The organism is Variovorax sp. 350MFTsu5.1 (assembly GCF_048302515.1).
Lineage (GTDB): Bacteria > Pseudomonadota > Gammaproteobacteria > Burkholderiales > Burkholderiaceae_C > Variovorax > Variovorax guangxiensis.
The window spans coordinates 1842419-1867052 of record NZ_CP157620.1 but is presented as its reverse complement, the minus strand read 5'-3'; the positions used below and the strand labels follow the sequence as shown (position 1 = coordinate 1867052).

The window sequence follows — 24634 nt, the reverse complement described above, 5'->3', positions numbered from 1 at the left end:
CTGGGTTCGAAGGTTTCGTTTCAGGAGGCCGCGAATGCAAACCAGGCTTTCGCCTCGGAGGGCAACGCGCGCCCTGTTGCGTGGGCACGCGTCAGTACCTGCCAGAAATGGCGGTAGCTCGCGCGGTCGTGCAATGTGCCATCAATTTGTGTCGGAGCCCAATCCGCGGCGGCCGCCTTTACAAGGATTTTTGTGGCAATTTGAATCTGCGACTCGTCCGGCGCGAAGGCTTCGAGGATGGGCCGGATCTGGTTCGGATGGATGCTCCACATGCGCGTGTAGCCGAATTCAGTGGCCGCCCTGCGGGCCGCCGTACGCATGGCGCCGGCGTCGTTGAACTCGGTGACCACGCAGTGCGACGGCACCTTGCCGTAGGCGTGCGCGGCCGAGGCGATGGCCAGCTTGGCGCGCACCACCAGCGGGTGGCTGAACTGCCCTGCCGCGCCCATGCCGTCGGCCGGGATGGCGCCGGCATGCGCCGAGACGAAATCCATGAGCCCGAAGCTCAGCGACTGCACGCGCGGATGCGCGGCAATCTCGAAGGCGTTGTGCACCGCCAGCGGCGATTCGATCAGCACGTGCAGCGGCAGCTCGCCGGCATCCGCCGCGTCGAGGGCAGCTACAGCCTGATGCACATCGGCCACCGATTCGACCTTGGGCACCATCAGGTGGCTCAGGCGCGAGCCGGCGCGGCCGGCGATGGTGACCACGTCGCCCGCGAAGGCCGGGTGGTCGACCGGATGCACGCGCACGCCGACGCGCATGCCGGGCTTCGCCGCCAGCGCGAGCTCGGTGACGAGCGCTGCGTGATCGGCCTCGCCGCCCACGGGAGCGCCGTCTTCGCAGTCGAGGGTGACGTCGAACACGCAGGCGCCGAACTCCTCGGCCATCTCGGCCTGGAGCGCGAGGCTCTTCTTCATGCGGGCCTCGACGCCGCTGTAGTGGTCGCAAACGGGCAGCGCCACCGCGCCGGCCTGTGCGCCGGGCAGCACTTCAGCGGGGTGGGCCGTCTTCGTCATGCCTTGTCGTTCTTTCCGCTCTTCTGCGCAACGATGAACATGCGCGGAAAGGCCAGCAGGCGCTTGCCGTCGGTGCGCACCGGGTACGCCTCGTCCACGCGCCGCTGGTATTCGGCGAGGTAACTCGCCTGCAGGTCGGGCGGGAGGCGGTCGACGAAGGGTTTCAGGCCGGTGCCGCGCACCCATTCGACGATGGAGGCCGCATCGGCCATGCGGTGCTGGTAGATGGTGTGCCACACATCGACGTGCGGCGCGAGCGGCGCCAGCAGGTCGTAGTAGCCGCGCAGGTCGAGCAGCAGCGTGCGCAGCCTGTCGGCGTCGCCGATGGGTTCGGCCCACGGCGCCTCGGCCGCGAGCGCGCGCATCAGGCGGTGCGTGGGCTCCTGGCGGTTGTCGGGCATCTGGATGGCGAGCACGCCACCCGGCGCCAGCGCGTCGAACAGGCGCGGGATCAGCTTCTCGTGATCGGGCACCCATTGCAGGGACGCGTTGGCATAGATGAGGTCGGGCGCTTCTTCTTTCGATCGCGGCGCCCAGGTCGCGATGTCGCTCAGCTCGAAGCGCGCCTGCGGCAGCCGCTCGCGCGCGCTGACCAGCATGGCTTCGGAGTTGTCGGTCCCGAGGACTCGCGCCTTCGGGAACCGGTTGACCAGCAGTTCGGTGGAGTTGCCCGGGCCGCAGCCGAGGTCGACCACGCGTGCCGCCTCGGTCAGCGGCACCCGCGCGAGGAGTTCCTGCGCGGGACGGGTGCGCTCGTCCTCGTAGCGGCGGTAGAGCGCGGGGTTCCAGTCGAGCATGCTGGTCTGCAGCGGCTTACAGCAGGTGGGCGACGCCGGCCTGCTCGTCCTGCAGTTCCTTCAGCGTCTTGTTGATGCGTTCCTGGCTGAATGCGTCGATGTCCAGGCCTTCGACGATCTTGTACTTGCCGTTCTCGGTGGTGACCGGGAAGCCGAAGATCACGTCCTTCGGAATGCCGTATTCGCCGTTGGAGGGCACGCCCATGGTGACCCATTTGCCGTTGGAGCCCAGGGCCCAGTCGCGCATGTGGTCGATGGCTGCGTTGGCGGCCGAGGCAGCCGACGACAGGCCGCGGGCTTCAATGATGGCGGCGCCGCGCTTGCCCACTGTGGGCAGGAAGGTGTCGGCATTCCAGACCTGGTCGTTGATCAGGTCCTTGACGCCCTTGCCGCCGACGGTGGCGAAGCGGTAGTCGGCGTACATCGTGGGCGAGTGGTTGCCCCAGACGGTGAGCTTCTCGATGTCGCCCACTGCGGTGCCGGTCTTGGCGGCGATCTGGCTGGCGGCGCGGTTGTGGTCCAGGCGCAGCATGGCGGTGAAGTTCTCGCGCGGCAGGCTGGGCGCGCTCTTCATGGCGATGTAGGCGTTGGTGTTGGCGGGGTTGCCGACCACGAGCACCTTGACGTCGCGGCTGGCGACCTGGTCGAGCGCCTTGCCCTGCGCCGTGAAGATCTGGGCGTTGGCAGCCAGCAGGTCGGCGCGCTCCATGCCGGGGCCGCGGGGACGGGCACCGACCAGCAGGGCGTAGTCGGCGTCCTTGAAGGCCACCAGCGGGTCGCCGGTGGGAATCACGCCGGCCAGCAGCGGGAAGGCGCAGTCTTCGAGCTCCATGATCACGCCCTTGAGCGCCTTCTGGGCCTTCTCGTCGGGGATCTCGAGCAGTTGCAGGATGACCGGCTGGTCTTTGCCGAGCATTTCACCGGAGGCGATACGGAACAGCAGGGCGTAACCGATTTGACCGGCGGCACCGGTGACGGCAACGCGGACGGGCTTTTTGCTCATGGGAAGACTCCAGAAGGTAATGAAACGGTGTCGGCGCTCTCGTGGGGCGCCAGGGGTTCTGCGGGATGAAATACCTTCCCGCAGCGCGAGACCGGCAGCATTTTAAGCCGATTCGATGAGCCCCGTCTTATGTCTTATATAAGATATCCTCTCGGGGTCCGCCAAGGCGCACCCCACCGCTGCCATGAACACGCCCACCCCATTCGACGAGCCCGCGACGCCGTCCTTCAGTCCGCTCTACCAGCAGATCAAGACCCTGATCCTGCAGAGCCTGCAGGCGGGCGAGTGGAAGCCGGGCGAGCCCATCCCCAGCGAGATGGACCTGGCGGTGCGCTACCGCGTGAGCCAGGGCACGGTGCGCAAGGCCATCGACGAGCTCGCGGCCGAGAACCTCGTGGTGCGCCGCCAGGGCAAGGGCACCTTCGTCGCCACGCATGCCGAGCAGCATGTGCAATACCGCTTCCTCAAGCTCGTGCCCGACGAGGGCGACCCGAGCACCGAGGGCCCGGCCGTTCGCACCATCGTCGACTGCAAGCGCCTGCGCGCGTCGGCCGACGTGGCGCGCGCGCTCGGCCTGCGCACCGCCGACGCCGTGCTGCAGGTACGCCGCGTACTTGCCTACGGCGGCGTGCCCACCATCCTCGAAGACCTCTGGCTGCCCGGCGCGCCCTTCAAGGGACTCACCGCCGAGCGGCTGCGCGCATGGCCCGGCCCGATGTACGCGCTCTTCGAAACCGAGTTCGGCGTGCGCATGGTGCGCGCGGAAGAAAAGATCCGCGCCGTGCTGCCCGATGCCGAACAGGCCGCGCTGCTCGACGTGCCGCCGCAGATGCCCCTGCTGAGCGTGGAACGCGTGGCGCACACCTACCATGACACGCCGATGGAGCTGCGCCGCGGCCTCTATCGCACCGACACGCACCATTACAGGAACCAGCTGGGCTGACCGCGATGCAGATGAACGCCGAACACAGGTGCGCCAGCGCGCGCATGCAACGTGAGCATTGCGCTACGAAGTCAATAGCATCCGACTGCAACGGTGCAGTGACTCGCATGCGTCCGCAGCGCGATGGTGCATTGCAATAGAATTTTGCGTTGTTTGCACTTCCCATAAGAAACAAAAGCGTTCGCTCTCAGAACAAGCAACAAGCCAACAAGTCACAAAAGCCACGAAAGCCATCCCCCAATGACAGAGCTTGCAACTCCTCCCCGGCCCAAGCGTCGCGAATTCCGCAACATCAACGCCTTCACCGACCTGACCACCTACCGGCTTCCGCCGGCCGGCATCGTGTCGATCCTGCACCGCGTCAGCGGCGTGCTGATGTTCCTGCTGATGCCGTTCATCATCTGGATGTTCGACACCTCGCTGTCCTCCGACTATTCGTTCGCCCGCTTCAAGGCCGCCTTCAACAGCGGCCTTGGTTTCGTTCCGGGGTGGTTCTTCAAGCTCGTGGCGCTCGCGCTCATCTGGGCCTACCTGCACCACTTCATCGCCGGCCTGCGCCACCTCTGGATGGACGTGAGCCACTCCGCGGTGAACAAGGAGTTCGGCAACAGCTCCGCCATCTTCACGCTGGCCGCGAGCGTCATTCTCACGCTGGCGCTCGGCGCCAAGCTGTTCGGCCTGTACTGAGAAGGAGCCAACCATGTCTGTGAATTACGGCTCCAAGCGCGTCGTCGTCGGCGCCCACTACGGTCTGCGCGACTGGCTCAGCCAGCGCATCACGGGTTGCCTGATGGCGCTCTTCACGATCATCCTGCTCGCGCAGCTGATCTTCACCCGCGGCCCCATCGGCTACGACCTGTGGGCCGGCATCTTCGCCGCGCAGTGGATGAAGGTCCTGACCTTCTCCGTGATCGTCGCCCTGCTCTACCACGTATGGGTCGGCATGCGCGACGTGTGGATGGACTACGTCCAGCCCGTCGCCATCCGTCTCGTGCTGCAAGTTTTCACCATCGTCTGGCTTGTCGGGTGTGCGGGTTGGGCCATTCAAGTGCTTTGGAAGATCTGACCCACCATGACCTACACAAAAGAAAAAATCACCAAGCGCAAGTTCGACGTCGTGATCGTCGGTGCCGGCGGCTCCGGCATGCGCGCCTCGCTGCAACTCGCACGTGCCGGCCTCAACGTGGCCGTGCTCTCCAAGGTGTTCCCGACCCGCTCGCACACCGTCGCCGCGCAAGGCGGCGTGGGTGCGTCGCTCGGCAACATGAGCGAGGACAACTGGCACTACCACTTCTACGACACGATCAAGGGCTCCGACTGGCTCGGTGACCAGGACGCGATCGAGTTCATGTGCCGCGAAGCACCGAAGGTCGTGTACGAGCTCGAGCACTTCGGCATGCCCTTCGACCGCAACCCCGACGGCACCATCTACCAGCGTCCGTTCGGCGGCCACACGGCCAACTACGGCGAGAAGCCCGTGCAGCGCGCCTGCGCCGCGGCCGACCGCACCGGCCACGCGATGCTGCACACGCTCTACCAGAAGAACGTCGAGGCACGCACCCAGTTCTTCGTCGAATGGATGGCGCTCGACCTCATCCGCGACGAGGAAGGCGACGTGGTCGGCGTGACCGCGCTCGAAATGGAAACCGGCGACCTGCACATCCTGCAGGCCAAGACCGTGCTGCTGGCCACCGGCGGCGCTGGCCGCATCTTCCAGGCTTCGACCAACGCCTTCATCAACACCGGCGACGGCCTCGGCATGGCCGCGCGCTCGGGCATCCCGCTGCAGGACATGGAGTTCTGGCAGTTCCATCCGACCGGCGTGGCCGGCGCGGGCGTGCTGCTGACCGAAGGCTGCCGAGGCGAAGGCGCGATCCTGCTGAACAGCAACGGCGAACGCTTCATGGAGCGCTATGCGCCCACGCTGAAGGACCTGGCGCCGCGCGACTTCGTCTCGCGCTCGATGGACCAGGAAATCAAGGAAGGCCGCGGCTGCGGTCCCAACAAGGACTACGTGCTGCTCAAGCTCGATCACCTTGGCGCGGACACCATCCACAAGCGCCTGCCCTCGGTGTACGAGATCGGCGTCAACTTCGCCAACGTCGACATCACGAAGGAACCGATTCCCGTCGTGCCGACCATCCACTACCAGATGGGCGGCATCCCCACCAACATCCACGGCCAGGTCGTGGTGCAGAAGGGCGAGGACAACAGCGCCGTGGTGAACGGCCTCTACGCCGTCGGCGAATGCTCCTGCGTGAGCGTGCACGGCGCCAACCGCCTGGGCACCAACTCGCTGCTCGACCTGCTGGTGTTCGGCCGTGCCGCCGGCAACCACATCGTCGAGTTCGCCGACAAGCTCAAGGAACACAAGCCCCTGCCCAACGACGCGGCCGACCGCACGCTGGAGCGCCTGAATCGCCTCGAGGCCTCCACCGGCGGCGAGTACGCGCAGGACGTGGCCGGCGAGATCCGCGCCGTCATGCAGCAGCATGCCGCCGTGTTCCGCAAGCAGGCCTCGATGGACGAAGGCGTGGTCAAGATCGCCGCCGTGCGCGAGCGCGTCAAGGCCATCGGCCTGAAGGACAAGTCGAAGGTGTTCAACACCGCCCGCATCGAAGCCCTGGAAGTCGACAACCTGATCGAAGTGGCGCAGGCCACCATGGTCTCGGCTGCTGCCCGCAAGGAATGCCGCGGTGCCCACACCGTGGAAGACTACGAGCGCCCGGCCGACGATCCGGTCGCACCGCTGGGCCGCGACGACGCCAACTGGATGAAGCACACGCTCTGGTACAGCGCCGACAACCGCCTCTCGTACAAGCCGGTCAAGCTGCAGCCGCTCACCGTGGCCTCGGTTCCGCCGAAGGTCCGCACGTTCTAAGCGAGCGGCTCACAGCCAGCTCACACAAAGCATTCACAAGGTCACTACGATGAAGCGCACATTCCAGATTTACCGCTACGACCCGGACAAGGACGCCAAGCCCTACATGCAGACGGTCGAGATCGAACTCGACGGCCACGAGCGCATGCTGCTCGACGCGCTCATGAAGCTCAAGGCGCAAGACCCGACGCTGTCGTTCCGCCGCTCGTGCCGCGAAGGCGTCTGCGGCTCCGATGCGATGAACATCAACGGCAAGAACGGCCTGGCCTGCCTGACCAACATGAACACGCTCAAGGGCACCGTGGTGCTCAAGCCGCTGCCGGGCCTGCCCGTCATCCGCGACCTGATCGTGGACATGACCCAGTTCTTCAAGCAGTACAACTCGATCAAGCCCTACCTGCAGAACGACAGCGTGCCGCCCGAGAAGGAACGCCTGCAGTCGCCCGAGGAGCGAGAAGAGCTCAACGGCCTGTACGAGTGCATCCTTTGCGCGAGCTGCTCCACGAGCTGCCCGAGCTTCTGGTGGAACCCCGACAAGTTCGTCGGCCCCGCCGGCCTGCTGCAGGCCTACCGCTTCATCGCCGACAGCCGCGACGAAGCCACCGCCGAGCGCCTGGACAACCTGGAAGACCCATACCGCCTCTTCCGCTGCCACACGATCATGAACTGCGTGGACGTGTGCCCCAAGAGCCTGAACCCGACCAAGGCCATCGGCAAGATCAAGGAATTGATGGTGCGTCGCGCCATCTGAGCCCCGCGGTCCAGCAGTTCTTCAGAAAGTCACCATGCAACCCGTCGCCGACTCCCGGGAGCTGCTCAGCGAACGCGCGCTGAGCAAGCTCAAATGGCGCTGCCGGCGCGGGCTGCTCGAGAACGACCTGTTCATCGCCCGCTTCTTCGAGCGGCACGAATCCCGCATGACCGTGGGTCAGGCGGGAGCGATGGAGACATTGATGGACCTGTCGGACAACGACCTCCTCGACCTCCTTCTTCGCAGAAAGGAGCCCGAGCCCGAATGGGCCGGGGCCGAGGTGGTCGCATTGCTGCAGCTCATGCGCACCGACGGCGCGCAGCGCCCTGCAATTTCTCCTTCGTCCTGAATCCACCTCTGAAAGTAAACCGAAATGAAAGCATCCGATACCAAGGCCACGCTGTCGTTCAGCAACGGCGGCGACAGCGTCGAACTGCCGATCTACAAGGGCACCGTCGGCCCCGACGTGATCGATATCCGCAAGCTGTATGCGCAGACCGGCATGTTCACGTACGACCCGGGCTTCATGTCGACCGCCGCCTGCCAGTCGGCCATCACGTACATCGATGGCGACAAGGGCGAGCTGCTGTACCGCGGCTACCCCATCGAGCAGCTCGCGACCAACTGCGACTTCCTCGAGACCTGCCACCTGCTGCTGTACGGTGAACTGCCGGACGCAGCCAAGAAGGCCAACTTCACGAAGCTCGTGACCAACCACACGATGGTCAACGAGCAGATGCAGTTCTTCCTGCGCGGCTTCCGCCGCGACGCGCACCCGATGGCCATCATGACCGGCCTGGTGGGCGCCCTGTCGGCCTTCTATCACGACAGCACGGACATCAACAATCCCGAGCACCGCGAGATCGCCGCGATCCGCCTGATCGCGAAGATGCCCACGCTCGTGGCCATGGCCTACAAGTACACGATCGGCCAGCCGTACATGTACCCGAAGAACGAACTCAGCTATGCAGGCAACTTCCTGCACATGATGTTCGCCACGCCGTGCGAGGAATACAAGGTGAACCCGGTGCTCGAGCGCGCGCTCGACCGCATCTTCATCCTGCACGCAGACCACGAGCAGAACGCCTCGACCTCGACGGTGCGCCTGTGCGGCTCGTCGGGCACGAACCCCTTCGCGGCCATCGCGGCCGGCGTGGCCTGCCTCTGGGGCCCTGCCCACGGCGGCGCCAACGAAGCGGCGCTGAACATGCTCTACGACATCCAGAAGGAAGGTGGCGTGGAGAAGATCGGCGAGTTCATCAAGAAGGTCAAGGACAAGAACTCGAACGTCAAGCTGATGGGCTTCGGCCACCGCGTGTACAAGAACTACGACCCGCGCGCCAAGCTGATGCAGGAAACCTGCAACGAAGTGCTGACCGAGTTGGGCCTGGAAAAGGACCCGCTGTTCGCGCTGGCCAAGCAGCTCGAGAAGATCGCCCTGGAAGACGAGTACTTCGTGTCGCGCAAGCTGTACCCGAACGTCGACTTCTACTCGGGCATCGTGCAGCGCGCCATCGGCATCCCGGTGCCGCTGTTCACCGCGATCTTCGCGCTGGCCCGCACGGTCGGCTGGATCGCCCAGTTGAACGAAATGATCGGCGACCCCGAGTACAAGATCGGCCGCCCGCGCCAGCTGTTCGAAGGCTCGCCGAAGCGCGACGTGAAGCCGATCTCGGCTCGCTGATCCGCGTCGCCAGGCTCGGCCATGAAAAGGAAGCTGCCTTCGGGCAGCTTTTTTTTGGCCTGTAAATTGCGGTCTCCTTCCTGTTGTTCGACGAAAAAAGGAGAAAGCAGATGGCAGCTTCCAGGCGCGTAGCAAGTTTGTATTCAAGGGCGGCATGCCTTACCCTCGCCGCGGCGGCCCTCCTCGGCTGCGCGGGCGACCCGAACCGGTCCATGGGACCGTCGGCGGCATCCGGCGGGCAACAGCAGATACCCGTGAAGGTGCTCATCATCAGCATGTTCAAGCCCGAGGCGCAGGTCTGGCACGAACCGCTGAAGCTCAACCGGGAGATCAAGGTGCCGGGCCTGTCCGCCGACGATCCGCTCGTGCGCTGCAACGCCGATTCGGTGTGCCAGGTCACCACCGGCATGGGGCACACCAATGCGGCGGCATCGATCACGGCGCTGGTGTTCAGCGGCAAGTTCGATCTCTCGAAGACCTACTTCCTCGTGGCCGGCATCGCGGGCGTCGACCCGAACGTCTCGACCATCGGCTCGGCCACGTGGGCCCGGTACCTGGTCGACTTCGGCATCGCCCACGAGATCGACGCGCGCGAGATGCCGTCGACCTGGCGCACCGGCTACTTCGGCATCGGCGCGAAGGATCCGGACTCCAAGCCCAAGTTCGAGTACCGCACCGAGGTCTTCCGCCTCGACGAGGATCTGCTGCGGAAGGCGCTGAAGCTGTCGGCCAACGCGCCGCTGGCCGACAGCGACAAGGCGCGCGCCTATCGCGCAAGGTATCCGCAGCCGACGGCCAGGGCGCGGCCATCGGTCCTGCAATGCGACACCGCAGCCGGTGACACCTACTGGCATGGCAAGTACCTGGGCGAGACGGCCACGCGCTGGGTCTCGCTCGTGACCGACGGGCAGGGCAGGTACTGCACCACCCAACAGGAGGACAACGCCACCTACGAGGCCTTGAAGCGGGGCGCCGGCGCAGGTCTGCTGGACTTGAAGCGCGTGGCCGTGCTGCGCACCGCCTCGAACTTCGACCGGCCCCATCCGGGGCAGACCGCCTATGCCTCGCTGTCGGCCGAGTCGGGCGGGTTTCCGATCTCGACCGCCAACCTGCTGATCGCGGGCCGTCCCCTGGTCGATGCCATCGTCGGCAACTGGGCAGCCTGGAGCACCGGGGTACCCGCCGACTGAACGCAGCCGGTCACCACTTCACGCGCACGCCCACCGAGCCGTTGATCGAGCTCTTCACCCTGGCGTTGCCGCCGCTCGCCCAGAGCTTGCCGATTTCGCCGTACAGGCTCGTCGACTCGCCGAGGGCCAGCGTGAAGCCGCCCGCGAGTTCGGTGCTCGTGCCGCCGGTCGGGGCTGCGATGTCGGTGGTGGTCGCGCCGTTCACGAAGCGGGCGATGTCCGCGCCGCTCGACGTCCGGTAGACGTTGAAGCGGCCGTACGGCTGCAGTGTGCCGACGCCGGTGGCGATCTCGCCCTTCACCCGCACGCCAGCACGCGCGATCCAGCCGCTGTCGGCCTGCGGCTGCACGACGGCGCCGACGATGGCGGAGTTGCCCAGGTCCATGTGCTGGTGGATCAGTTGCAGCTGCGGCTCGATGCGCCAGCCGCTGCCGCCCAGCGCGAAGGACTGCCCCACCTCGATGGAGCCCAGCAGGCTGTTGCCCTTGCCGCTCATGCCCTGGCTCGCCAGCGGCTCGACGGTGTAGCGGTGTCGGCCCGACTGCACCACCGCGTCGGCATAGAAGCCGCTGTCGCTGGTGTAGGTGCCGTACACGCCCAGGTACTGGCTGCGCAGGTCGTTGCGGCCCACGCCCAGGTTCTGGATGCCGCTGGCGAAGCCTCTCACGCTGGCGTCGCCGTCGAGCTGGCCGACGTAGAGGCCCGCGCGCCAGTTCGGTGTGGCCAGCAGGTCGGTGCCGGCCTGGAAGCCGGTGAGGCGGCCCTTGCTCGATGGCGATACCGCACCGCCCTGCTGGATGTCGATGTCGGTGGAGAGCACGCGCGCCCAGGCGCGGCGATCGGAGCCGGTCGGGGTGGTTGCGCCGCCCTTGACGTCGTCGTCGCCCACGCGCTTGCGCAGGTCGCCCAGCATCGCGAGGTTGCCCTGGCGCAGTTGGCCGGGGAGCGCGGAATAGAGGGAAGCCTCGGCGCGGTAGGTGATGACCGGTGCCGGCACGCCAGGAGAAACATTGGTGCTCGAACGCAAATACCAGTTCTCGCCCGCGCCGTTGGCGTCAGCCGCATAGAGACGGTACTCGTAGGCACCGGCATCCACATGGCCGCTGGCGAGGCTGAAGGCGTCCTTGGTGGTCTGGGCCGTGGTGGTGGCGCCGTTCTTCGCGGTGACCACCTCGATGCCGTTGCCGCTGGTGAGCGCGCCCAGCCCGCCGAGGTTGCTGACCTGCACCGTCGTCCTGCCGCTGGCGGAGGCGGCGGCGCCATCGAGCACCAGCCGGTCGGACGGCCCCGTGCCGTTGAGCACGGTGCCGAGCCTGAGCACGCCGTTGTTGCCGACGTACGCGCCCGTCACAGTGAGCGTGGTGCCGGCGGCCGCACCCACGAGCGAGACGGTGCCGCTGTTGGCCAGCGAGGCCACTGTCTGGCTGAAGCCCGCAAGGTCCAGCGTGGCGCCCGAGGCCACGCTGTGGGCGGAGGCCGCGCTGAAGGTATTGGCGGCGCCCGCCCTGAGCGTGCCCTGCGCGACGTTGGTGGCACCGGTGTAGTTGTTGGCGCCGGACAGCGTCAGCGTGCCCGAGCCCTCCTTCGTGATGAAGCCGCCGCCGCTGATCGCGCCGCTCAGGGTCGCGTTGAAGGCGCCGGTGTCGATGACCGGATCGGTGCTGCCGGTGAGCTGGATCGCGTTGGCGATCGTCAGCCCGTCGGCGCTGAAGCCCAGCGTCGTGTCGTCGTCCATCGACAGCGTGCCGGTGCCCAGCGCCTGGCTGTTGCCGAGGTTCAGGCGCCCCTGCCGCAACGCGGTGCCGCCGGTGTAGGTGTTCGCGCCCGAGAGCGTGAGCGTGCCCGTGCCCACCTTCACCAGCGAGCCGCCGGTGCCTGAGATCACGCCCGAGACTTCGGTGCTGCCGTTCAGCCCGCCCGTGGTCAGCGCCTTGACGCCGAGGTTCACATCGCCCGCGCCGGACAGCGAGCCGACGGAGATTCCCGCCGTGGTCAGCGAGCGGATGAGCAGGCGCCCACCGGCGTTGTTGACCACCGTGGCCTGATCGGCGGTAGCGCGGTCGAAGATGTCGATCACGCCGCCGCTTTCGTTGACGAAGGTCGCCTGGCCCGCACTGGCGTCGTCCAGCAGGTTGATCTGGCCGCCCGAGAAGTTGGTGACGCGCGCGTTGCCGGCCGTCGCGTTGCCCCGGATGTTGGTCAGGCCGCCATGGTTCTCGATGACGGCGCTGCCGGCGGAGGCGTTGTCCCTGAACTCGGCCGATGCACCCGTGTTCATGATGAGATGGGCGGTGCCGGCGGAACTGCTGTCGCGGAACTGCACGAAGCCTGCGTTGTCCGTCGGCAGGGGGCCGCGCGCGGCGGCGGTGATGGTCAGGCCGCCCGCATCAGCCTTGCTGCCGAAGACCAGTGAGGCGTTGCCGGCCACGGACACCGGCCCGGCGCCGAGCGCGCCGGTCGCCAGTGCCTCCAGGCTGCCGGCAGCCACCGTGGTACCGCCCGTATAGGAGTTGGCGGAGCCCAGCACCAGCGTGCCACGGCCGGTCTTCTGCAGCGCTCCACCGCCGGAGACTTCGCCATTCAGCGTCAGCGTGCGCACCAGGTCCACGTCGAAGGTGCCGCCGCCCGCGCCGATCGAAACGGCGCGGGTGGCCATGGTGTCGCCGGTGACGTTCAGCGTGCCGCCGTCGAGCGTGAGCGCACCGCTCGAGTTGCCGAGCGCGCCGTCGTCGGCGATGGAGAGCGCCCCGCCGGTCACGAACCATGGCGTCAGGCCGGTATTGATGCCGGTCAGCGCCCAGGTGCTGGCGCCGGTCTTCTCGTAGCGCGCGAAGCCGCTATAGCTGGCCGAGTTGAGCGCAGTGGTGCCGTCGGTCGTGTCGCCTGCCAGCCTCAGCACGTTGCCGGTGCCGGATGTCACCCTGAGCAGGCCGGTGATCGAGGAGCCGGCGCGCAGTTCGAGCTGGTTGTCGTTGCCGGCGATCCGCACCGCATCGCCGGGCGTGGTGCCGTCGCCGCTCCTACCGGCCATCAGCGTCCCCGTGTTGACGATGCTGTTCGCATTGCCGCGGATGCGCAGGCCCGCGCCTCCGACGCCGTCGGCGAAGCTGTTTCCGCCGGCGCCGCCCGCGCCTCCCGCCAGTGTCCCGGTATTGAGCACCGAGTTGCCGCTGGACTCCAGCGCCAGGCCGGCACCGCCTTCGCCGCCGCCACCCACCATGCTGCCGATGGTGGCCGCGCCGCCAATCCCGCCGTTACCGCCGATGGCCGTGCCGGTGTTGGTGACCGTCGCGCCATTGCCTTGCACCACGATACCGTCGCCACCGCCGCCGCCACCGCCGGCCCACTGGCCGATGGCGCCTGCGCCGCCGTTGCCGCCGATCGTCTGGCCCGCATTGTTCAGGGAGACGCCGGCCGCCACGGACTGCAGGCCCGCGCCGCCACCGCCACCGCCGCCGGCCAGGCGCGCGACGCCGCCGGCGCCGCCATTGCCGCCCTGCAGGATGACGGCTCCTCCCACGTTGATGCCGGTGTCGGCCGTGTACACGGCGGCACCGCCACCACCGCCGGCGCCCGCGCCGTAGACCGGATCCGGATCGGGAGCGCCACTGGTTCCCGAGCCTCCGGAGACCGAGCCGGTCACGCTGGTTGCCCCTACCGCGCCGCCTGTTCCGCCGGGCCCGCTGGCACCGTTGCGGCCGTTTCCTCCATTGCCACCCGACGGAGGAATTCCATCGAGGCCCGGGAACTCGCCGACGCTTCCGCCGACTCCGCCGCTGCCGTTGCCCGCGCCGCCGCGACCGCCAGTGCCGCCGATCGCGATGTATGCAGTCCCGCCGCTGGCCTGGGCCCAGGAGACTGCCGGCAAGCTGGCCAGGACCATCAGGCCCACGACTGAAGTGACCGAAGAAGCGCGCCGACCGCGTCGGCGCGAAACCTCCGAAACAGCCACCCAGGTGCCCAGTGCAGCGTTCCATACGCTGCGGTAGATCATGTTCATGCCCCTCCTCCGTTATGAATTGCAACCAAAAAAGGTCGAAATGTAACCAAACAATCCAAAGCAGGCGAGGGTATCGTTTTCGTCGGCCGCAAAAATCACCGGAACAGGTGATAACCGAATTACTGACACGGCAAGCCCCGAGGCGTCCATGCCCGGCCAGGCGGGTTGCCCGTCGTCGCCCGGCACCGAGGCCATCTCACATCACGACGGCTGGCACTTGGAAACAGGGAGAAAATAGCCCTCTCATCGCAAAACGCGATGCCCGCAGCCCCATGAGCACCTCCGAACGCAACTTCGCCCGCCGCATCGACCTCACGTCGCTGCAGCTGTTCGTGGCCGTATGCGAGCTCGGCAGCATCGGGCGCGCGGCGGAGCGCGAATTCATCGCGGCCTCTGCCATCAGCAAGCGGCTGTCTGACCTCGAGGCCACGCTCGGCACCACCCTGCTCTACCGCCATGCGCGAGGCGTCGACCTCACGCCCGCTGGCGAAAGCCTGCTGCACCACGCGCGTTCGGTGCTCTACAGCCTCGAGAAGATGCAGGGCGAGCTCAGCGAATACGCCGACGGCGTGCGCGGCCACGTGCGGGTGCACGCCAACATCTCGGCGATCGTGCAGTTCCTGCCCGAAGACCTGGGCGTGTTCACGCGCGCCCACGAGGCCATCAAGATCGACCTCGAGGAACACCTCAGCAGCGAGGTGATCCGCGCGGTGCAGGAAGGCGCGGCCGACCTCGGCGTGTGCCACGTGGCCGGCGGCGCGGGGGAGCTGCAGAGCCTCTCCTACCGGCACGACCGGCTCGCGCTGATCGTGCCCACGGGCCACGCGCTGGCGGCGCGGGGCAGCATCGACTTCGTCGACTCGCTCGACTTCGACCACGTCGGCCTGCACACCAACAGTTCCATCTACGTCGCGATGCACGAGGCGGCGCTGGACGCCGGCCGCAGCATCAAGCTGCGCATCCACGTGACAGGTCTCGACGCCATGTGCCGCATGATCGAGAACGGCCTGGGCATCGGCGTGATGCCGCAGCGCGCCTTCGAACTCATGCGCAACGGCATCGGCCACGGCCTCGCGAGCGTGGCGCTCAACGACGCCTGGGCCGCGCGCGAGATCAGGCTGGTGGCACGCGATTTCTCCACCCTGCCCGTGGCGGCACGCTCGCTGGTCAACCACCTGCACGCGGCCGCGGACGGCGGCGAACAGCTCGCGGCCTAGGCCGCAACGGCAGACAATTCCATTTCCCCACGAAAGACAGAAGAGACCGACATGGCACGCACGCTCTACGACAAGATCTGGGACGAACACGTCGTCCACACCGAGGAAGACGGCACCGCGATCCTCTACATCGACCGCCACCTAGTCCATGAAGTGACCAGCCCGCAGGCATTCGAAGGCCTGCGCGAGGCCGGCCGCAAGCTGTGGCGCATCAGCTCGGTGGTGGCCACCGCCGACCACAACACGCCCACCACCGGCTGGGAGCGCGGCTACGAAGGCATTGCCGACCCGACCAGCAAGGAACAGGTCACCACGCTGGACCACAACATCGCCGAGTTCGGCGCCGCCGCGTTCTTTCCCTTCCTGAGCAAGCGCCAGGGCATCGTGCACGTGATCGGCCCCGAGTCGGGCGCGACGCTGCCGGGCATGACCGTCGTGTGCGGCGACTCGCACACCTCCACGCACGGCGCGTTCGGCGCGCTGGCGCACGGCATCGGCACGAGCGAGGTCGAGCACGTGATGGCCACGCAGACGCTGCTGGGCAAGAAGGCCAGGAACATGCTCGTGAAGGTCGAGGGCAAGCTGCCGCTGGGCTGCACGGCCAAGGACATCGTGCTGGCCATCATCGGCAGGATCGGCACCGCCGGCGGCACGGGCTACACCATCGAGTTCGCGGGCTCGGCCATTCGCGACCTGAGCATGGAAGGCCGCATGACGGTGTGCAACATGGCCATCGAGGCCGGTGCGCGTGCCGGCCTGGTGGCGGTCGACGAGAAGACCATCAACTACATCAAGGGCCGTCCGCTCGCGCCCACCGGCGTCGAATGGGACCAGGCCGTGACCTACTGGCGCACGCTGCAGTCCGACCCGGGCGCGAAGTTCGACGCCGTGGTCGAGCTCGACGCCGCGCAGATCCAGCCGCAGGTGACCTGGGGCACCTCGCCCGAGATGGTGGTCGAGATCAACGGCCGCGTGCCCGATCCCGACAAGGAGAAAGACGCCAACAAGCGCGGCGCCATCGAGCGCGCGCTGGTCTACATGGGCCTGGAGCCCAACAAGGCCATGAACGACATCTTCATCGACAAGGTGTTCATCGGCTCGTGCACCAACAGCCGCATCGAGGACATGCGCGAAGCCGCCGCCGTGGTGAAGAAGCTGGGCCAGAAGGTCGCGAAGAACGTGAAGCTCGCGATGGTCGTGCCCGGCTCGGGCGTGGTGAAGGAACAGGCCGAGCGCGAAGGCCTCGACCAGATCTTCAAGGCCGCGGGCTTCGAATGGCGCGAGCCCGGCTGCTCGATGTGCCTGGCCATGAACGCCGATCGCCTGGAGCCCGGCGAGCGCTGCGCCTCCACCAGCAACCGCAACTTCGAAGGCCGCCAGGGCGCGGGCGGGCGCACCCACCTCGTGAGCCCGGCCATGGCCGCGGCCGCTGCGGTGCACGGCCATTTCGTCGACGTCCGCACGTTCGCCTGAGCGGGCTGCAAGAAGGAAGAAAAGAGACTCCCATGAAGCAATTCACCGTGCACAAGGGCCTCGTGGCCCCGATGGACCGCGAGAACGTCGACACCGACGCGATCATCCCCAAGCAGTTCCTCAAGTCGATCAAGAAGACCGGCTTCGGCGTGAACCTGTTCGACGAGTGGCGCTACCTCGACCCGGGCCTGCCCGGCCAGGACCCGGCCAGCCGCAAGCCGAACCCCGACTTCGTGCTGAACCAGCCGCGCTACGCCGGCGCGTCGATCCTGCTGGCACGCCAGAACTTCGGCTGCGGCTCGTCGCGCGAGCACGCGCCGTGGGCGCTCGACCAGTACGGCTTCCGCGCGATCATCGCGCCGAGCTACGCCGACATCTTCTTCAACAACAGCTTCAAGAACGGCCTGCTGCCGATCGTGCTGCCGGAAGCGCAAGTGGCGCAGCTTTTCGACGAGACCTTCGCCTTCCCGGGCTACACGCTGACCATCGACCTGGAACGCCAGGTGGTGGTGAAGCCCGACGGCCAGGAGTTCGCGTTCGACGTGCAGGCCTTCCGCAAGTACTGCCTGCTCAACGGCCTGGACGACATCGGCCTCACGCTGCGCCACAAGGACAAGATCAAGGCCTTCGAGGCCGAGCGCCTGGCGCAGAAGCCGTGGCTTGCGCATACGATGCTCGCCAACAGCTGAGCCGCCCGAGCCTGTTCGCGCGCTCCCATTCATTCCCTCAACAGAAGACAAAATGAAAATCGCAGTTCTCCCGGGTGACGGCATCGGCACCGAAATCGTGGCGGAAGCCGTCAAGGTGCTCGACGTGCTCGACCTGAAGTTCGAGACGGAGTCGGCCCTGGTCGGCGGCGCAGCCTACGAGGCGCACGGCCACCCGCTGCCCGAATCGACGCTCAAGCTCGCCAAGGAAGCCGACGCGGTGCTGTTCGGCGCCGTGGGCGACTGGAAGTACGACAAGCTCGACCGGCCGCTGCGGCCCGAGCAGGCCATCCTGGGGCTGCGCAAGAACCTGGGCCTGTTCGCCAACTTCCGCCCGGCCATCTGCTACGAGGAGCTGGTGGGCGCCTCGAGCCTGAAGCCCGAGCTGATCGCCGGGCTGGACATCCTCATCATCCGCGAGCTGACCGGCGACATCTACTTCGGCCAGCCGCGCGGCCGCCGCACCGCTACGGACGGGCACTTCCCCGGCGCCGAGGAGGCCTTCGACACGATGCGCTATTCGCGCCCCGAGATCGAGCGCATCGCCCGCGTGGCGTTCGATGCAGCCCGCAAGCGCAGCAAGCGCGTGACCAGCGTCGACAAGAACAACGTGCTGGAAACCTCGCAGCTGTGGAAGGACGTGATGCTCGACGTCGCGAAGGAATATCCGGACGTCGAACTCGACCACATGCTGGTCGACAACGCGGCCATGCAGCTCGTGAAGGCACCCAAGAAATTCGACGTGGTGGTCACCGGCAACATGTTCGGCGACATCCTCTCGGACGAGGCCGCGATGCTCACCGGCTCCATCGGCATGCTGCCCTCGGCATCGCTCAATTCGAGCAACCAGGGCCTGTACGAGCCCAGCCACGGCAGCGCCCCCGACATTGCTGGCAAAGGGGTTGCCAATCCTTTGGCTACAATCCTGTCCGCTGCCATGATGCTCCGTTTCTCCCTCAACCAGCCAGAAGCTGCCGACCGTATCGAGTCGGCGGTCAAGCAGGTGCTCGCCTCCGGGCTGCGCACGGGCGACATCTGGTCGGAAGGCACCAAGCGCGTCGGCACCCGCGAGATGGGCGACGCGGTCGTTGCAGCAATCACCAAAAAGACGATTACCGGCTAACCGCAGCCCGCTTCGTCACGCCCCTCCCCGGCTCGACGAGTCGGGCGCAAAAAAGACAACTTTTCTTTTTTTCATAAGGGCAAACTGAAATGGCGAACGCATCTCAACCTCTGGTCGGCCTCGTGGGCTGGCGCGGCATGGTCGGCTCGGTCCTGATGGACCGCATGCAGGCCGAAGGCGACTTCGGTCTCATCGAGCCGGTCTTCTTCTCGACCTCCAACGCCGGCGGCAAGGCCCCGGCGATGGCCAAGAACGAAACCGCGCTGAAGGATGCGAACGACATCGAGGCACTGAAGAAGTGCGACATCGTCATCACCTGCCAGGGCGGCGACTACACCAGCGAGGTGTTCCCCAAGCTGCGCGCCGCCGGCTGGAACGGCCACTGGATCGACGCCGCGTCCACCCTGCGCATGAAGGACGACGCGATCATCGTGCTGGACCCCGTCAACCTGCCGGTGATCGAGAACGCGCTCGCCAAGGGCGGCAAGAACTGGATCGGCGGCAACTGCACCGTGAGCTGCATGCTCATGGGCGTTGGCGCCCTCTACAAGGCCGGCCTGGTGGAGTGGATGACCAGCATGACCTATCAGGCCGCATCTGGCGGCGGCGCGCAGCACATGCGCGAGCTGCTGACCCAGTTCGGCACCCTCAACGCCGAAGTGCGCGCCCTGCTGGACGACCCGAAGTCCGCCATCCTCGAGATCGACCGCAAGGTCCTGCACAAGCAGCAGACCCTCAGCGCCGCAGAAACGGCCAACTTCGGCGCGCCGCTGGGCGGCTCGCTGATCCCCTGGATCGACAAGGACCTGGGCGACGGCATGTCCAAGGAAGAATGGAAGGGCGGCGCCGAGACCAACAAGATCCTTGGCCAGGGCGCGGGCTTCGGTACCGCCGCCGTGCCGGTCGACGGCTTCTGCGTGCGCATCGGCGCCATGCGCTGCCACAGCCAGGCCCTGACCTTCAAGCTCAAGAAGGACGTGCCGGTGGCCGACATCGAGGCGATGATCGCCGCGGACAACCCGTGGGCCAAGGTCGTGCCGAACACGCGCGAAGCCACGGTCAGGGACCTGACGCCGGTGGCCGTCACGGGCACCATGAACATCCCGGTCGGCCGCATCCGCAAGCTGGCGATGGGCCCGGAGTACGTGGGCGCCTTCACCATCGGCGACCAGCTGCTGTGGGGTGCCGCGGAGCCGCTGCGCCGCATGCTGCGCATCCTGCTCGAAGCCTGATGAGGGCTGCTCAGGCTTTTGAAACACGAATTGTTGCCTTCAAGCAACGCAAGATGTGTGCGTAAGTATGCGCGCACTGGGTAGAACAAGCGCATTGCCTTGTCAGTGCCCAGTGATGATGCTAACGTCCTCTTACAAATTCCGGGCCTGAGCCGCCCCCTATCAGCATGACAAGACATCTGTTGCCTGCGGCCAGCCCATCGGCCGTTCGCCCGCCTCTGCCGTCGAACGGTTGGCGCCTTTCCATTCTTGGCGCGGCGGCAGTCGTAGCCATGGGCATCGCCAGCGTCGACGCCAGCGCCTTCACGCTGGGGCAGCTGAAGGTGCAGTCGGCCCTCGGCGAACCCTTGCGTGCCGAGATCGACGTTACCGAAATCGCCGCAAACGAGGCGGACGGCCTGAAGATCAACATCGCCACGGCCGAGGCATTCAAGAACGCCGGCGTGCCGTACAACTCGGCACTCAGCGACGTCAAGGCGACGCTGCAGCGCCGGGCCGGCGGCCAGTACGTGGTGCGCCTGAGCGGCAGCCGCCCGCTGAACGACCCGTTCATCGACCTGCTGCTCGAAGCCAACGGCGCATCCGGCCGCATCGTGCGCGACTACACCGTGCTGCTGGATCCGCCGGCCACGCGCCAGGCTGCGGCGAGCACGCAGGCCACACCCATCTCTCCCCAGATCAGCACTCCCGTCGAGCGCGCAGCCCCCGCGGCGCGCGCGCGCCGCGAGCGCCCGCCCGTGGTGACCACGGCGCCGTCCGCCGCTCCCGCGCATGCCGCAACCGCACCCGCCGCGGCAGCTCCCGCCCCGGCCGTAGCCGCACCAGCCCGTAGCGGCGGCGGCGAGCAGGTCACGGTGCAGCGCGGCGACACCGCCGGCAAGATCGCCGCCACCTACAAGCCCGCGGACGTCTCGCTCGACCAGATGCTCGTTGCGCTGCTGATGGCCAACCCCGACGCCTTCGTCGGTGGCAACGTCAACCGCATGCGCGCAGGCGCCGTGCTGGACCTGCCGAGCGCCGCCGAGGCGTCCGCCGTGCCGCCGGCCGAGGCCCGCCGCACGGTCACGGCACAAAGCCGCGACTTCGGCGCCTACCGTCAGCGTCTGGCCGACAACGCACCGACCACGAACGTGGCCGCCGCGAGCCGCAAGGCAGCGGGCAAGGTTCAAGCGAACGTCGAAGACCGCAACGCGGCGGCCAGCTCGCCCGACAAGCTCACGATCTCGCAAGGCAACGCTGCCAGCCGCGCCGCCGACGAGAAGGTCGCGCAGAACCGCCAGGCACAGGACAGCAGCAACCGCGTCGCGGAACTGTCGAAGAACATCAACGAGCTGAACAAGCTCAAGGCAGCGACGGGCACCGGCACGGGGTCGTCCGCCGCCGCGCCGGCCGCTGCCGCACCGGCACCGGCGACGCCTGGCATTCCGGTTCCGGCCCCCAATACCAGCGCCACGGTCGCGCCCCCCGTCGCCAGCCCCGCACCTGCTGCGGCCGCCGCAGCTCCGGTCGCACCACCCGCGCCGGCACCCGCTGCGGCGCCCGCCGCCGCCCCGGCAGCGGCGGCAGCTCCGAGCCCCGCACCTACGCCCGAAGCCACGGCACAGGCCGCAGCGCCTGCTGCTCCGGTCGCCGCTCCGGCTGAAGCGGCACCGGCCGCCACGCCGCCGGTGGCAGCCGATGCCACCGCCACCCCTGCTGCTGCAGCCGCAAGCGCCGCGGTGGCCGCCGCACCGAAGCCCGCTGTGAAGAAGCCGGCTCCGCCGCCCCCGCCGCCGGAGCCCACCTTCCTCGAAGAGCTGATGGACAACCCGCTGATGCTGGCGGGCGCCGCGCTGATCGCGCTGCTGGTCGGCTTCCTGCTGTACCGCGTGCTGGGCCGCCGCCGCGAGGAAATGAGCGAGAGCGTGTTCCTCGAAAGCCGCATTCCGAAGGATTCGTTCTTCGGCGCCAGCGGTGGCGAATCGGTGGACACCAAGCATCGCGGCGACTCCACCGTCTCGTCGCTGTCGTACTCGCCGAGCCAGCTCGACGCAGGCGATGTGGACCCGGTTGCCGAAGCCGACGTGTACCTGGCCTACGGCCGCGACCTGCAGGCCGAAGAAATCCTGCGCGAAGCGCTGCGCCTGAACCCGGACCGCACGGCCATCCACCTGAAGCTGCTCGAGATCCACGCCAAGCGCCGCGACGTGCGTGCCTACGAGAGCCTCGCCACCGAAGTGCACAAGCTGACAGGCGGCCAGGGCTCCGACTGGACCCGCGTCGTCGACATGGGCAAGGACCTCGATCCGGGCAACCCGCTGTACGAATCGGGCTCCCCGCGCAGCGGTGGCGCCAGCGCCGCCGAAACGGCCGCCTTCGCAGGCGCCCTGGCCGCAGCTGCCAAGCCGGCAGCGCCCGCTCCAGTGGTTTCGCCCCCGGTGGCCGTGGCACCGCCCGCCTTCGTGCCCTCGGTCGCTCCGCTGGACTTCGACCTCGACCTGACCACCCCGCCGGCACCCACTCCGGCACCGGCTGCCCAGCAGCACGCACCGGTCGGCGCCAGCCTGCCGAAGTCGGCCTACGCCCCTGCTCCGACGACGGCTCGCCCAGCGCCGCCACTGTCGAACGGCCATGCTCCGACGACGCCGGTCGACCTCGAGAACGACTTCGACACCGCCCCCGGCGCACTGTCGGCCGACACGCTGCCCGGTTCGCTGAGCCTGAGCGACGCCGACAACACCCGTCCCGCGATGCTGCGCAATGCGCTGCCGGCCGACTCGGGCTTCATCGAGTTCGACATGAGCGCGCTGGCCGGCCTGCCGGCATCGCGCCCGGCCGAGACCGCCAAGCCCGCGTCGGCTCCTGCCGCCGCCGCGCACAACGACGACGGCGACGACAGCCCGCACGCGGTCAAGCTGTCGCTGGCCCGTGAGCTGCAAGCCATCGGCGACGTCGAAGGCGCCCGTTCGCTGGTCGAGGAAGTCGAAGCCGAAAGCGCCGGCGACCTCAAGTCGCAAGCCCGTCAACTGCTCGCGGAACTGCGCTGATCGGGCCTCGCCGCCCGCTCTTCCTCGGTCCCCTGAATTCGTGAGGCTGGCGCTCGGCATCCGGTACAACGGCCAAGCGTACGACGGCTGGCAGAGCCAGCCCTCGGGCCGCACGGTGCAGGACAAGCTCGAGGCGGCCCTCACGAAGTTCACCGCGCAGCCCATCAGGACGTTGTGCGCCGGACGCACCGACGCGGGCGTCCACGCGCTGATGCAGGTGGTGCACTTCGACACCACCGCCAGGCGCGAACCCTTCTCCTGGATGCGGGGTACCAACCGCTTCCTGCCTGACGACATCGCGGTGCAGTGGGCGCACCCCGTGCCGGACGAATTCCACTGCCGCGCCAGCGCCTTGGCGCGCCGCTATGTCTACGTGCTCTCCCAATCGCCGGTGCGGCCCAGCCTCGATTCAGGCCGTGTCGGCTGGTCGATGCATCCGCTCGATGGCGACGCGATGCGTGCGGCTGCGGCCCTGCTGATCGGCCAGCACGACTTCAGTTCATTCCGCGCCTCCGCCTGCCAGGCACGCTCGCCGGTCAAGGACTTGCGGCGCATCGAGATCACGCGCATCGGCAATGGCGAACGCTGCCGCTGGCACTTCGAGTTCGAGGCCGATGCGTTCCTGCACCACATGATCCGCAACCTGATGGGCAGCCTCCTGCGCGTCGGCCGCGGCGACGAGCGGCCCGAGTGGATCTCGCAGGTGCTCGCGGCGCGCAGCCGCGATGCGGCGGCGCCCACCTTCTCGGCCGACGGCCTGTATTTCATGGGCCCGTTGTACGACGCCAAGTGGGGTCTGCCTGACGAAGCCACGCTGCAGGCCGGCCGCGCTCCGTATGATGGCCCGCCATGAGCGCGCCTGCCCTGTCCCGAACCCGAATCAAGATCTGCGGCCTGACCCGCGAAGCCGACGTTGACGCGGCAATCGAAGCCGGAGCCGATGCCATCGGCTTCGTGCTGTATCCGAAGAGCCCCCGTGCCGTGACCGCCGAGCGTGCAGCCGAACTGGCCTCGCGCCTGCCGCCGTTCATCACGCCCGTGCTTCTGTTCGTGAACGAGGACGCTCCCAAAGTCATAGCATCACTCGCCCAGGTAAAGGGCTCGATCGCGCAATTCCACGGTGAAGAGACGCCGCAGCAATGCGAGGAAGCCGCCGGCGGCGGGCGCTTCCGCTACATGCGCGCCGCCCGGATTCCGCTGGGGGATGCCGGGGCCGGCTTCGACCTCGTAAAATACGCGTCCGATTACTCCCACGCCCAGGCCATCCTGCTCGACGCGCATGTCGAAGGTTATGGCGGTGGCGGCAAGGCATTCGATTGGTCACTTCTTCCACCCGCCGTCGACGCTCACCTCGTCTTGAGTGGTGGGCTCACACCTGCAAACGTGGGCGATGGCATTCGCATCCTGCGGACGCGCTGCAAGACGCTGTCCGTTGATGTGAGCTCGGGCGTCGAAATCGACGGTCCCGGGAACAAGGGCCTCAAGGACGCCGGAAAGATCCGGCAGTTCGTCGCAGCAGTCAGGGCTGCAGACGCGTCCTTCTCCAGTTAGCCGCCGCAGCCGATCGTTCGTCGGGCTGCGGCCCACC

General features: G+C 67.5%; 20 protein-coding genes. 16 read left to right on the top strand and 4 right to left on the bottom strand.

The features are described 5' to 3' along the window. Positions 1-20 precede the first annotated feature (20 nt). From ABL843_RS08200 to ABL843_RS08190, 3 genes are read right to left on the bottom strand one after another with little or no spacing between them, the layout of a single operon-like run. Positions 21-1019 carry an HpcH/HpaI aldolase/citrate lyase family protein gene (locus ABL843_RS08200; RefSeq protein ID WP_418119534.1) on the bottom strand — a complete coding sequence of 333 codons (999 nt, stop codon included), beginning with the start codon at positions 1017-1019 and terminating at the stop codon, positions 21-23. Next, a complete protein-coding gene (gene tam / locus ABL843_RS08195; RefSeq protein ID WP_418119533.1) occupies positions 1016-1816 on the bottom strand; it encodes a trans-aconitate 2-methyltransferase in 801 nt (266 codons plus the stop codon). Before tam ends, ABL843_RS08200 begins: the two co-directional genes overlap by 4 nt. Before the next feature lie 16 nt (positions 1817-1832). Next, a complete protein-coding gene (locus ABL843_RS08190) occupies positions 1833-2819 on the bottom strand; it encodes a malate dehydrogenase (RefSeq protein ID WP_418119532.1) in 987 nt (328 codons plus the stop codon). Between the two features lie 184 nt (positions 2820-3003). Between ABL843_RS08190 and ABL843_RS08185 the strand changes: the two genes are divergently transcribed. The 8 genes from ABL843_RS08185 (at position 3004) to ABL843_RS08150 (ending at position 10268) form a co-directional block, all read left to right on the top strand. Further along, a complete protein-coding gene (locus tag ABL843_RS08185) occupies positions 3004-3762 on the top strand; it encodes a GntR family transcriptional regulator (RefSeq protein ID WP_019654078.1) in 759 nt (252 codons plus the stop codon). 240 nt (positions 3763-4002) lie between these two features. After that, a complete protein-coding gene (gene sdhC, locus ABL843_RS08180) occupies positions 4003-4449 on the top strand; it encodes a succinate dehydrogenase, cytochrome b556 subunit (protein ID WP_126022679.1) in 447 nt (148 codons plus the stop codon). A 13-nt stretch (positions 4450-4462) separates the two neighbouring features. Then, a complete protein-coding gene (gene sdhD / locus ABL843_RS08175; RefSeq protein WP_125947845.1) occupies positions 4463-4828 on the top strand; it encodes a succinate dehydrogenase, hydrophobic membrane anchor protein in 366 nt (121 codons plus the stop codon). A gap of 6 nt (positions 4829-4834) precedes the next feature. Next, entirely contained in the window at positions 4835-6643 is a 1809-nt protein-coding gene (gene sdhA, locus ABL843_RS08170; RefSeq protein ID WP_126022678.1) for a succinate dehydrogenase flavoprotein subunit, read from the top strand. 49 nt (positions 6644-6692) lie between these two features. Next, the gene (locus ABL843_RS08165; RefSeq protein ID WP_081270662.1) at positions 6693-7394 is read left to right on the top strand and encodes a succinate dehydrogenase iron-sulfur subunit; all 702 of its coding nucleotides are present in this window, start codon (positions 6693-6695) and stop codon (positions 7392-7394) included. Positions 7395-7428: 34 nt separating this feature from the next. Further along, entirely contained in the window at positions 7429-7743 is a 315-nt protein-coding gene (locus tag ABL843_RS08160; RefSeq protein ID WP_126022677.1) for a succinate dehydrogenase assembly factor 2, read from the top strand. Positions 7744-7767: 24 nt separating this feature from the next. Beyond that, positions 7768-9078, top strand: coding sequence for a citrate synthase (locus tag ABL843_RS08155; protein WP_126022676.1), 1311 nt, complete (start codon positions 7768-7770; stop codon positions 9076-9078). Positions 9079-9188: 110 nt separating this feature from the next. Continuing rightward, positions 9189-10268, top strand: a complete 1080-nt coding sequence (locus tag ABL843_RS08150) for a purine-nucleoside phosphorylase (RefSeq protein WP_418119531.1) — start codon at positions 9189-9191, stop codon at positions 10266-10268. A gap of 10 nt (positions 10269-10278) precedes the next feature. Here the strand turns inward: ABL843_RS08150 and ABL843_RS08145 are convergent, their stop codons facing one another. Then, positions 10279-14268 carry an autotransporter outer membrane beta-barrel domain-containing protein gene (locus ABL843_RS08145; RefSeq protein ID WP_418119530.1) on the bottom strand — a complete coding sequence of 1330 codons (3990 nt, stop codon included), beginning with the start codon at positions 14266-14268 and terminating at the stop codon, positions 10279-10281. Between the two features lie 272 nt (positions 14269-14540). Between ABL843_RS08145 and ABL843_RS08140 the strand changes: the two genes are divergently transcribed. From ABL843_RS08140 to ABL843_RS08105, 8 genes are all read left to right on the top strand, one after another. Next, positions 14541-15485, top strand: a complete 945-nt coding sequence (locus ABL843_RS08140) for a LysR substrate-binding domain-containing protein (protein ID WP_369659240.1) — start codon at positions 14541-14543, stop codon at positions 15483-15485. 51 nt (positions 15486-15536) lie between these two features. Further along, positions 15537-16958, top strand: a complete 1422-nt coding sequence (gene leuC / locus ABL843_RS08135; RefSeq protein WP_369659241.1) for a 3-isopropylmalate dehydratase large subunit — start codon at positions 15537-15539, stop codon at positions 16956-16958. 32 nt (positions 16959-16990) lie between these two features. Further along, on the top strand, positions 16991-17647 hold the full coding sequence (leuD, locus tag ABL843_RS08130) for a 3-isopropylmalate dehydratase small subunit (protein ID WP_184635540.1): 657 nt from the start codon (positions 16991-16993) through the stop codon (positions 17645-17647). Between the two features lie 52 nt (positions 17648-17699). Further along, a complete protein-coding gene (gene leuB / locus ABL843_RS08125) occupies positions 17700-18788 on the top strand; it encodes a 3-isopropylmalate dehydrogenase (protein WP_418119529.1) in 1089 nt (362 codons plus the stop codon). A gap of 89 nt (positions 18789-18877) precedes the next feature. Next, positions 18878-20020 carry an aspartate-semialdehyde dehydrogenase gene (gene asd, locus ABL843_RS08120; RefSeq protein ID WP_184635537.1) on the top strand — a complete coding sequence of 381 codons (1143 nt, stop codon included), beginning with the start codon at positions 18878-18880 and terminating at the stop codon, positions 20018-20020. Between the two features lie 167 nt (positions 20021-20187). Beyond that, entirely contained in the window at positions 20188-23046 is a 2859-nt protein-coding gene (locus ABL843_RS08115) for a FimV/HubP family polar landmark protein (RefSeq protein ID WP_418119528.1), read from the top strand. 40 nt (positions 23047-23086) lie between these two features. Next, a complete protein-coding gene (truA, locus tag ABL843_RS08110; RefSeq protein ID WP_418119527.1) occupies positions 23087-23899 on the top strand; it encodes a tRNA pseudouridine(38-40) synthase TruA in 813 nt (270 codons plus the stop codon). Continuing rightward, positions 23896-24597: a phosphoribosylanthranilate isomerase gene (locus tag ABL843_RS08105; protein ID WP_418119526.1), complete on the top strand. Its 702-nt coding sequence runs from the start codon at positions 23896-23898 to the stop codon at positions 24595-24597. Before truA ends, ABL843_RS08105 begins: the two co-directional genes overlap by 4 nt. The last annotated feature ends 37 nt before the right edge of the window (positions 24598-24634 follow it).

Bases quoted from the DNA above. Each gene is read 5' to 3' on its own strand.
- ABL843_RS08200 (WP_418119534.1), bottom strand. From the start codon at position 1,019: ATGACGAAGACGGCCCACCCCGCTGAAGTGCTGCCCGGCGCACAGGCC.
- tam (WP_418119533.1), bottom strand. From the start codon at position 1,816: ATGCTCGACTGGAACCCCGCGCTCTACCGCCGCTACGAGGACGAGCGC.
- ABL843_RS08190 (WP_418119532.1), bottom strand. From the start codon at position 2,819: ATGAGCAAAAAGCCCGTCCGCGTTGCCGTCACCGGTGCCGCCGGTCAA.
- ABL843_RS08185 (WP_019654078.1), top strand. From the start codon at position 3,004: ATGAACACGCCCACCCCATTCGACGAGCCCGCGACGCCGTCCTTCAGT.
- sdhC (WP_126022679.1), top strand. From the start codon at position 4,003: ATGACAGAGCTTGCAACTCCTCCCCGGCCCAAGCGTCGCGAATTCCGC.
- sdhD (WP_125947845.1), top strand. From the start codon at position 4,463: ATGTCTGTGAATTACGGCTCCAAGCGCGTCGTCGTCGGCGCCCACTAC.
- sdhA (WP_126022678.1), top strand. From the start codon at position 4,835: ATGACCTACACAAAAGAAAAAATCACCAAGCGCAAGTTCGACGTCGTG.
- ABL843_RS08165 (WP_081270662.1), top strand. From the start codon at position 6,693: ATGAAGCGCACATTCCAGATTTACCGCTACGACCCGGACAAGGACGCC.
- ABL843_RS08160 (WP_126022677.1), top strand. From the start codon at position 7,429: ATGCAACCCGTCGCCGACTCCCGGGAGCTGCTCAGCGAACGCGCGCTG.
- ABL843_RS08155 (WP_126022676.1), top strand. From the start codon at position 7,768: ATGAAAGCATCCGATACCAAGGCCACGCTGTCGTTCAGCAACGGCGGC.
- ABL843_RS08150 (WP_418119531.1), top strand. From the start codon at position 9,189: ATGGCAGCTTCCAGGCGCGTAGCAAGTTTGTATTCAAGGGCGGCATGC.
- ABL843_RS08145 (WP_418119530.1), bottom strand. From the start codon at position 14,268: ATGAACATGATCTACCGCAGCGTATGGAACGCTGCACTGGGCACCTGG.
- ABL843_RS08140 (WP_369659240.1), top strand. From the start codon at position 14,541: ATGAGCACCTCCGAACGCAACTTCGCCCGCCGCATCGACCTCACGTCG.
- leuC (WP_369659241.1), top strand. From the start codon at position 15,537: ATGGCACGCACGCTCTACGACAAGATCTGGGACGAACACGTCGTCCAC.
- leuD (WP_184635540.1), top strand. From the start codon at position 16,991: ATGAAGCAATTCACCGTGCACAAGGGCCTCGTGGCCCCGATGGACCGC.
- leuB (WP_418119529.1), top strand. From the start codon at position 17,700: ATGAAAATCGCAGTTCTCCCGGGTGACGGCATCGGCACCGAAATCGTG.
- asd (WP_184635537.1), top strand. From the start codon at position 18,878: ATGGCGAACGCATCTCAACCTCTGGTCGGCCTCGTGGGCTGGCGCGGC.
- ABL843_RS08115 (WP_418119528.1), top strand. From the start codon at position 20,188: ATGACAAGACATCTGTTGCCTGCGGCCAGCCCATCGGCCGTTCGCCCG.
- ABL843_RS08105 (WP_418119526.1), top strand. From the start codon at position 23,896: ATGAGCGCGCCTGCCCTGTCCCGAACCCGAATCAAGATCTGCGGCCTG.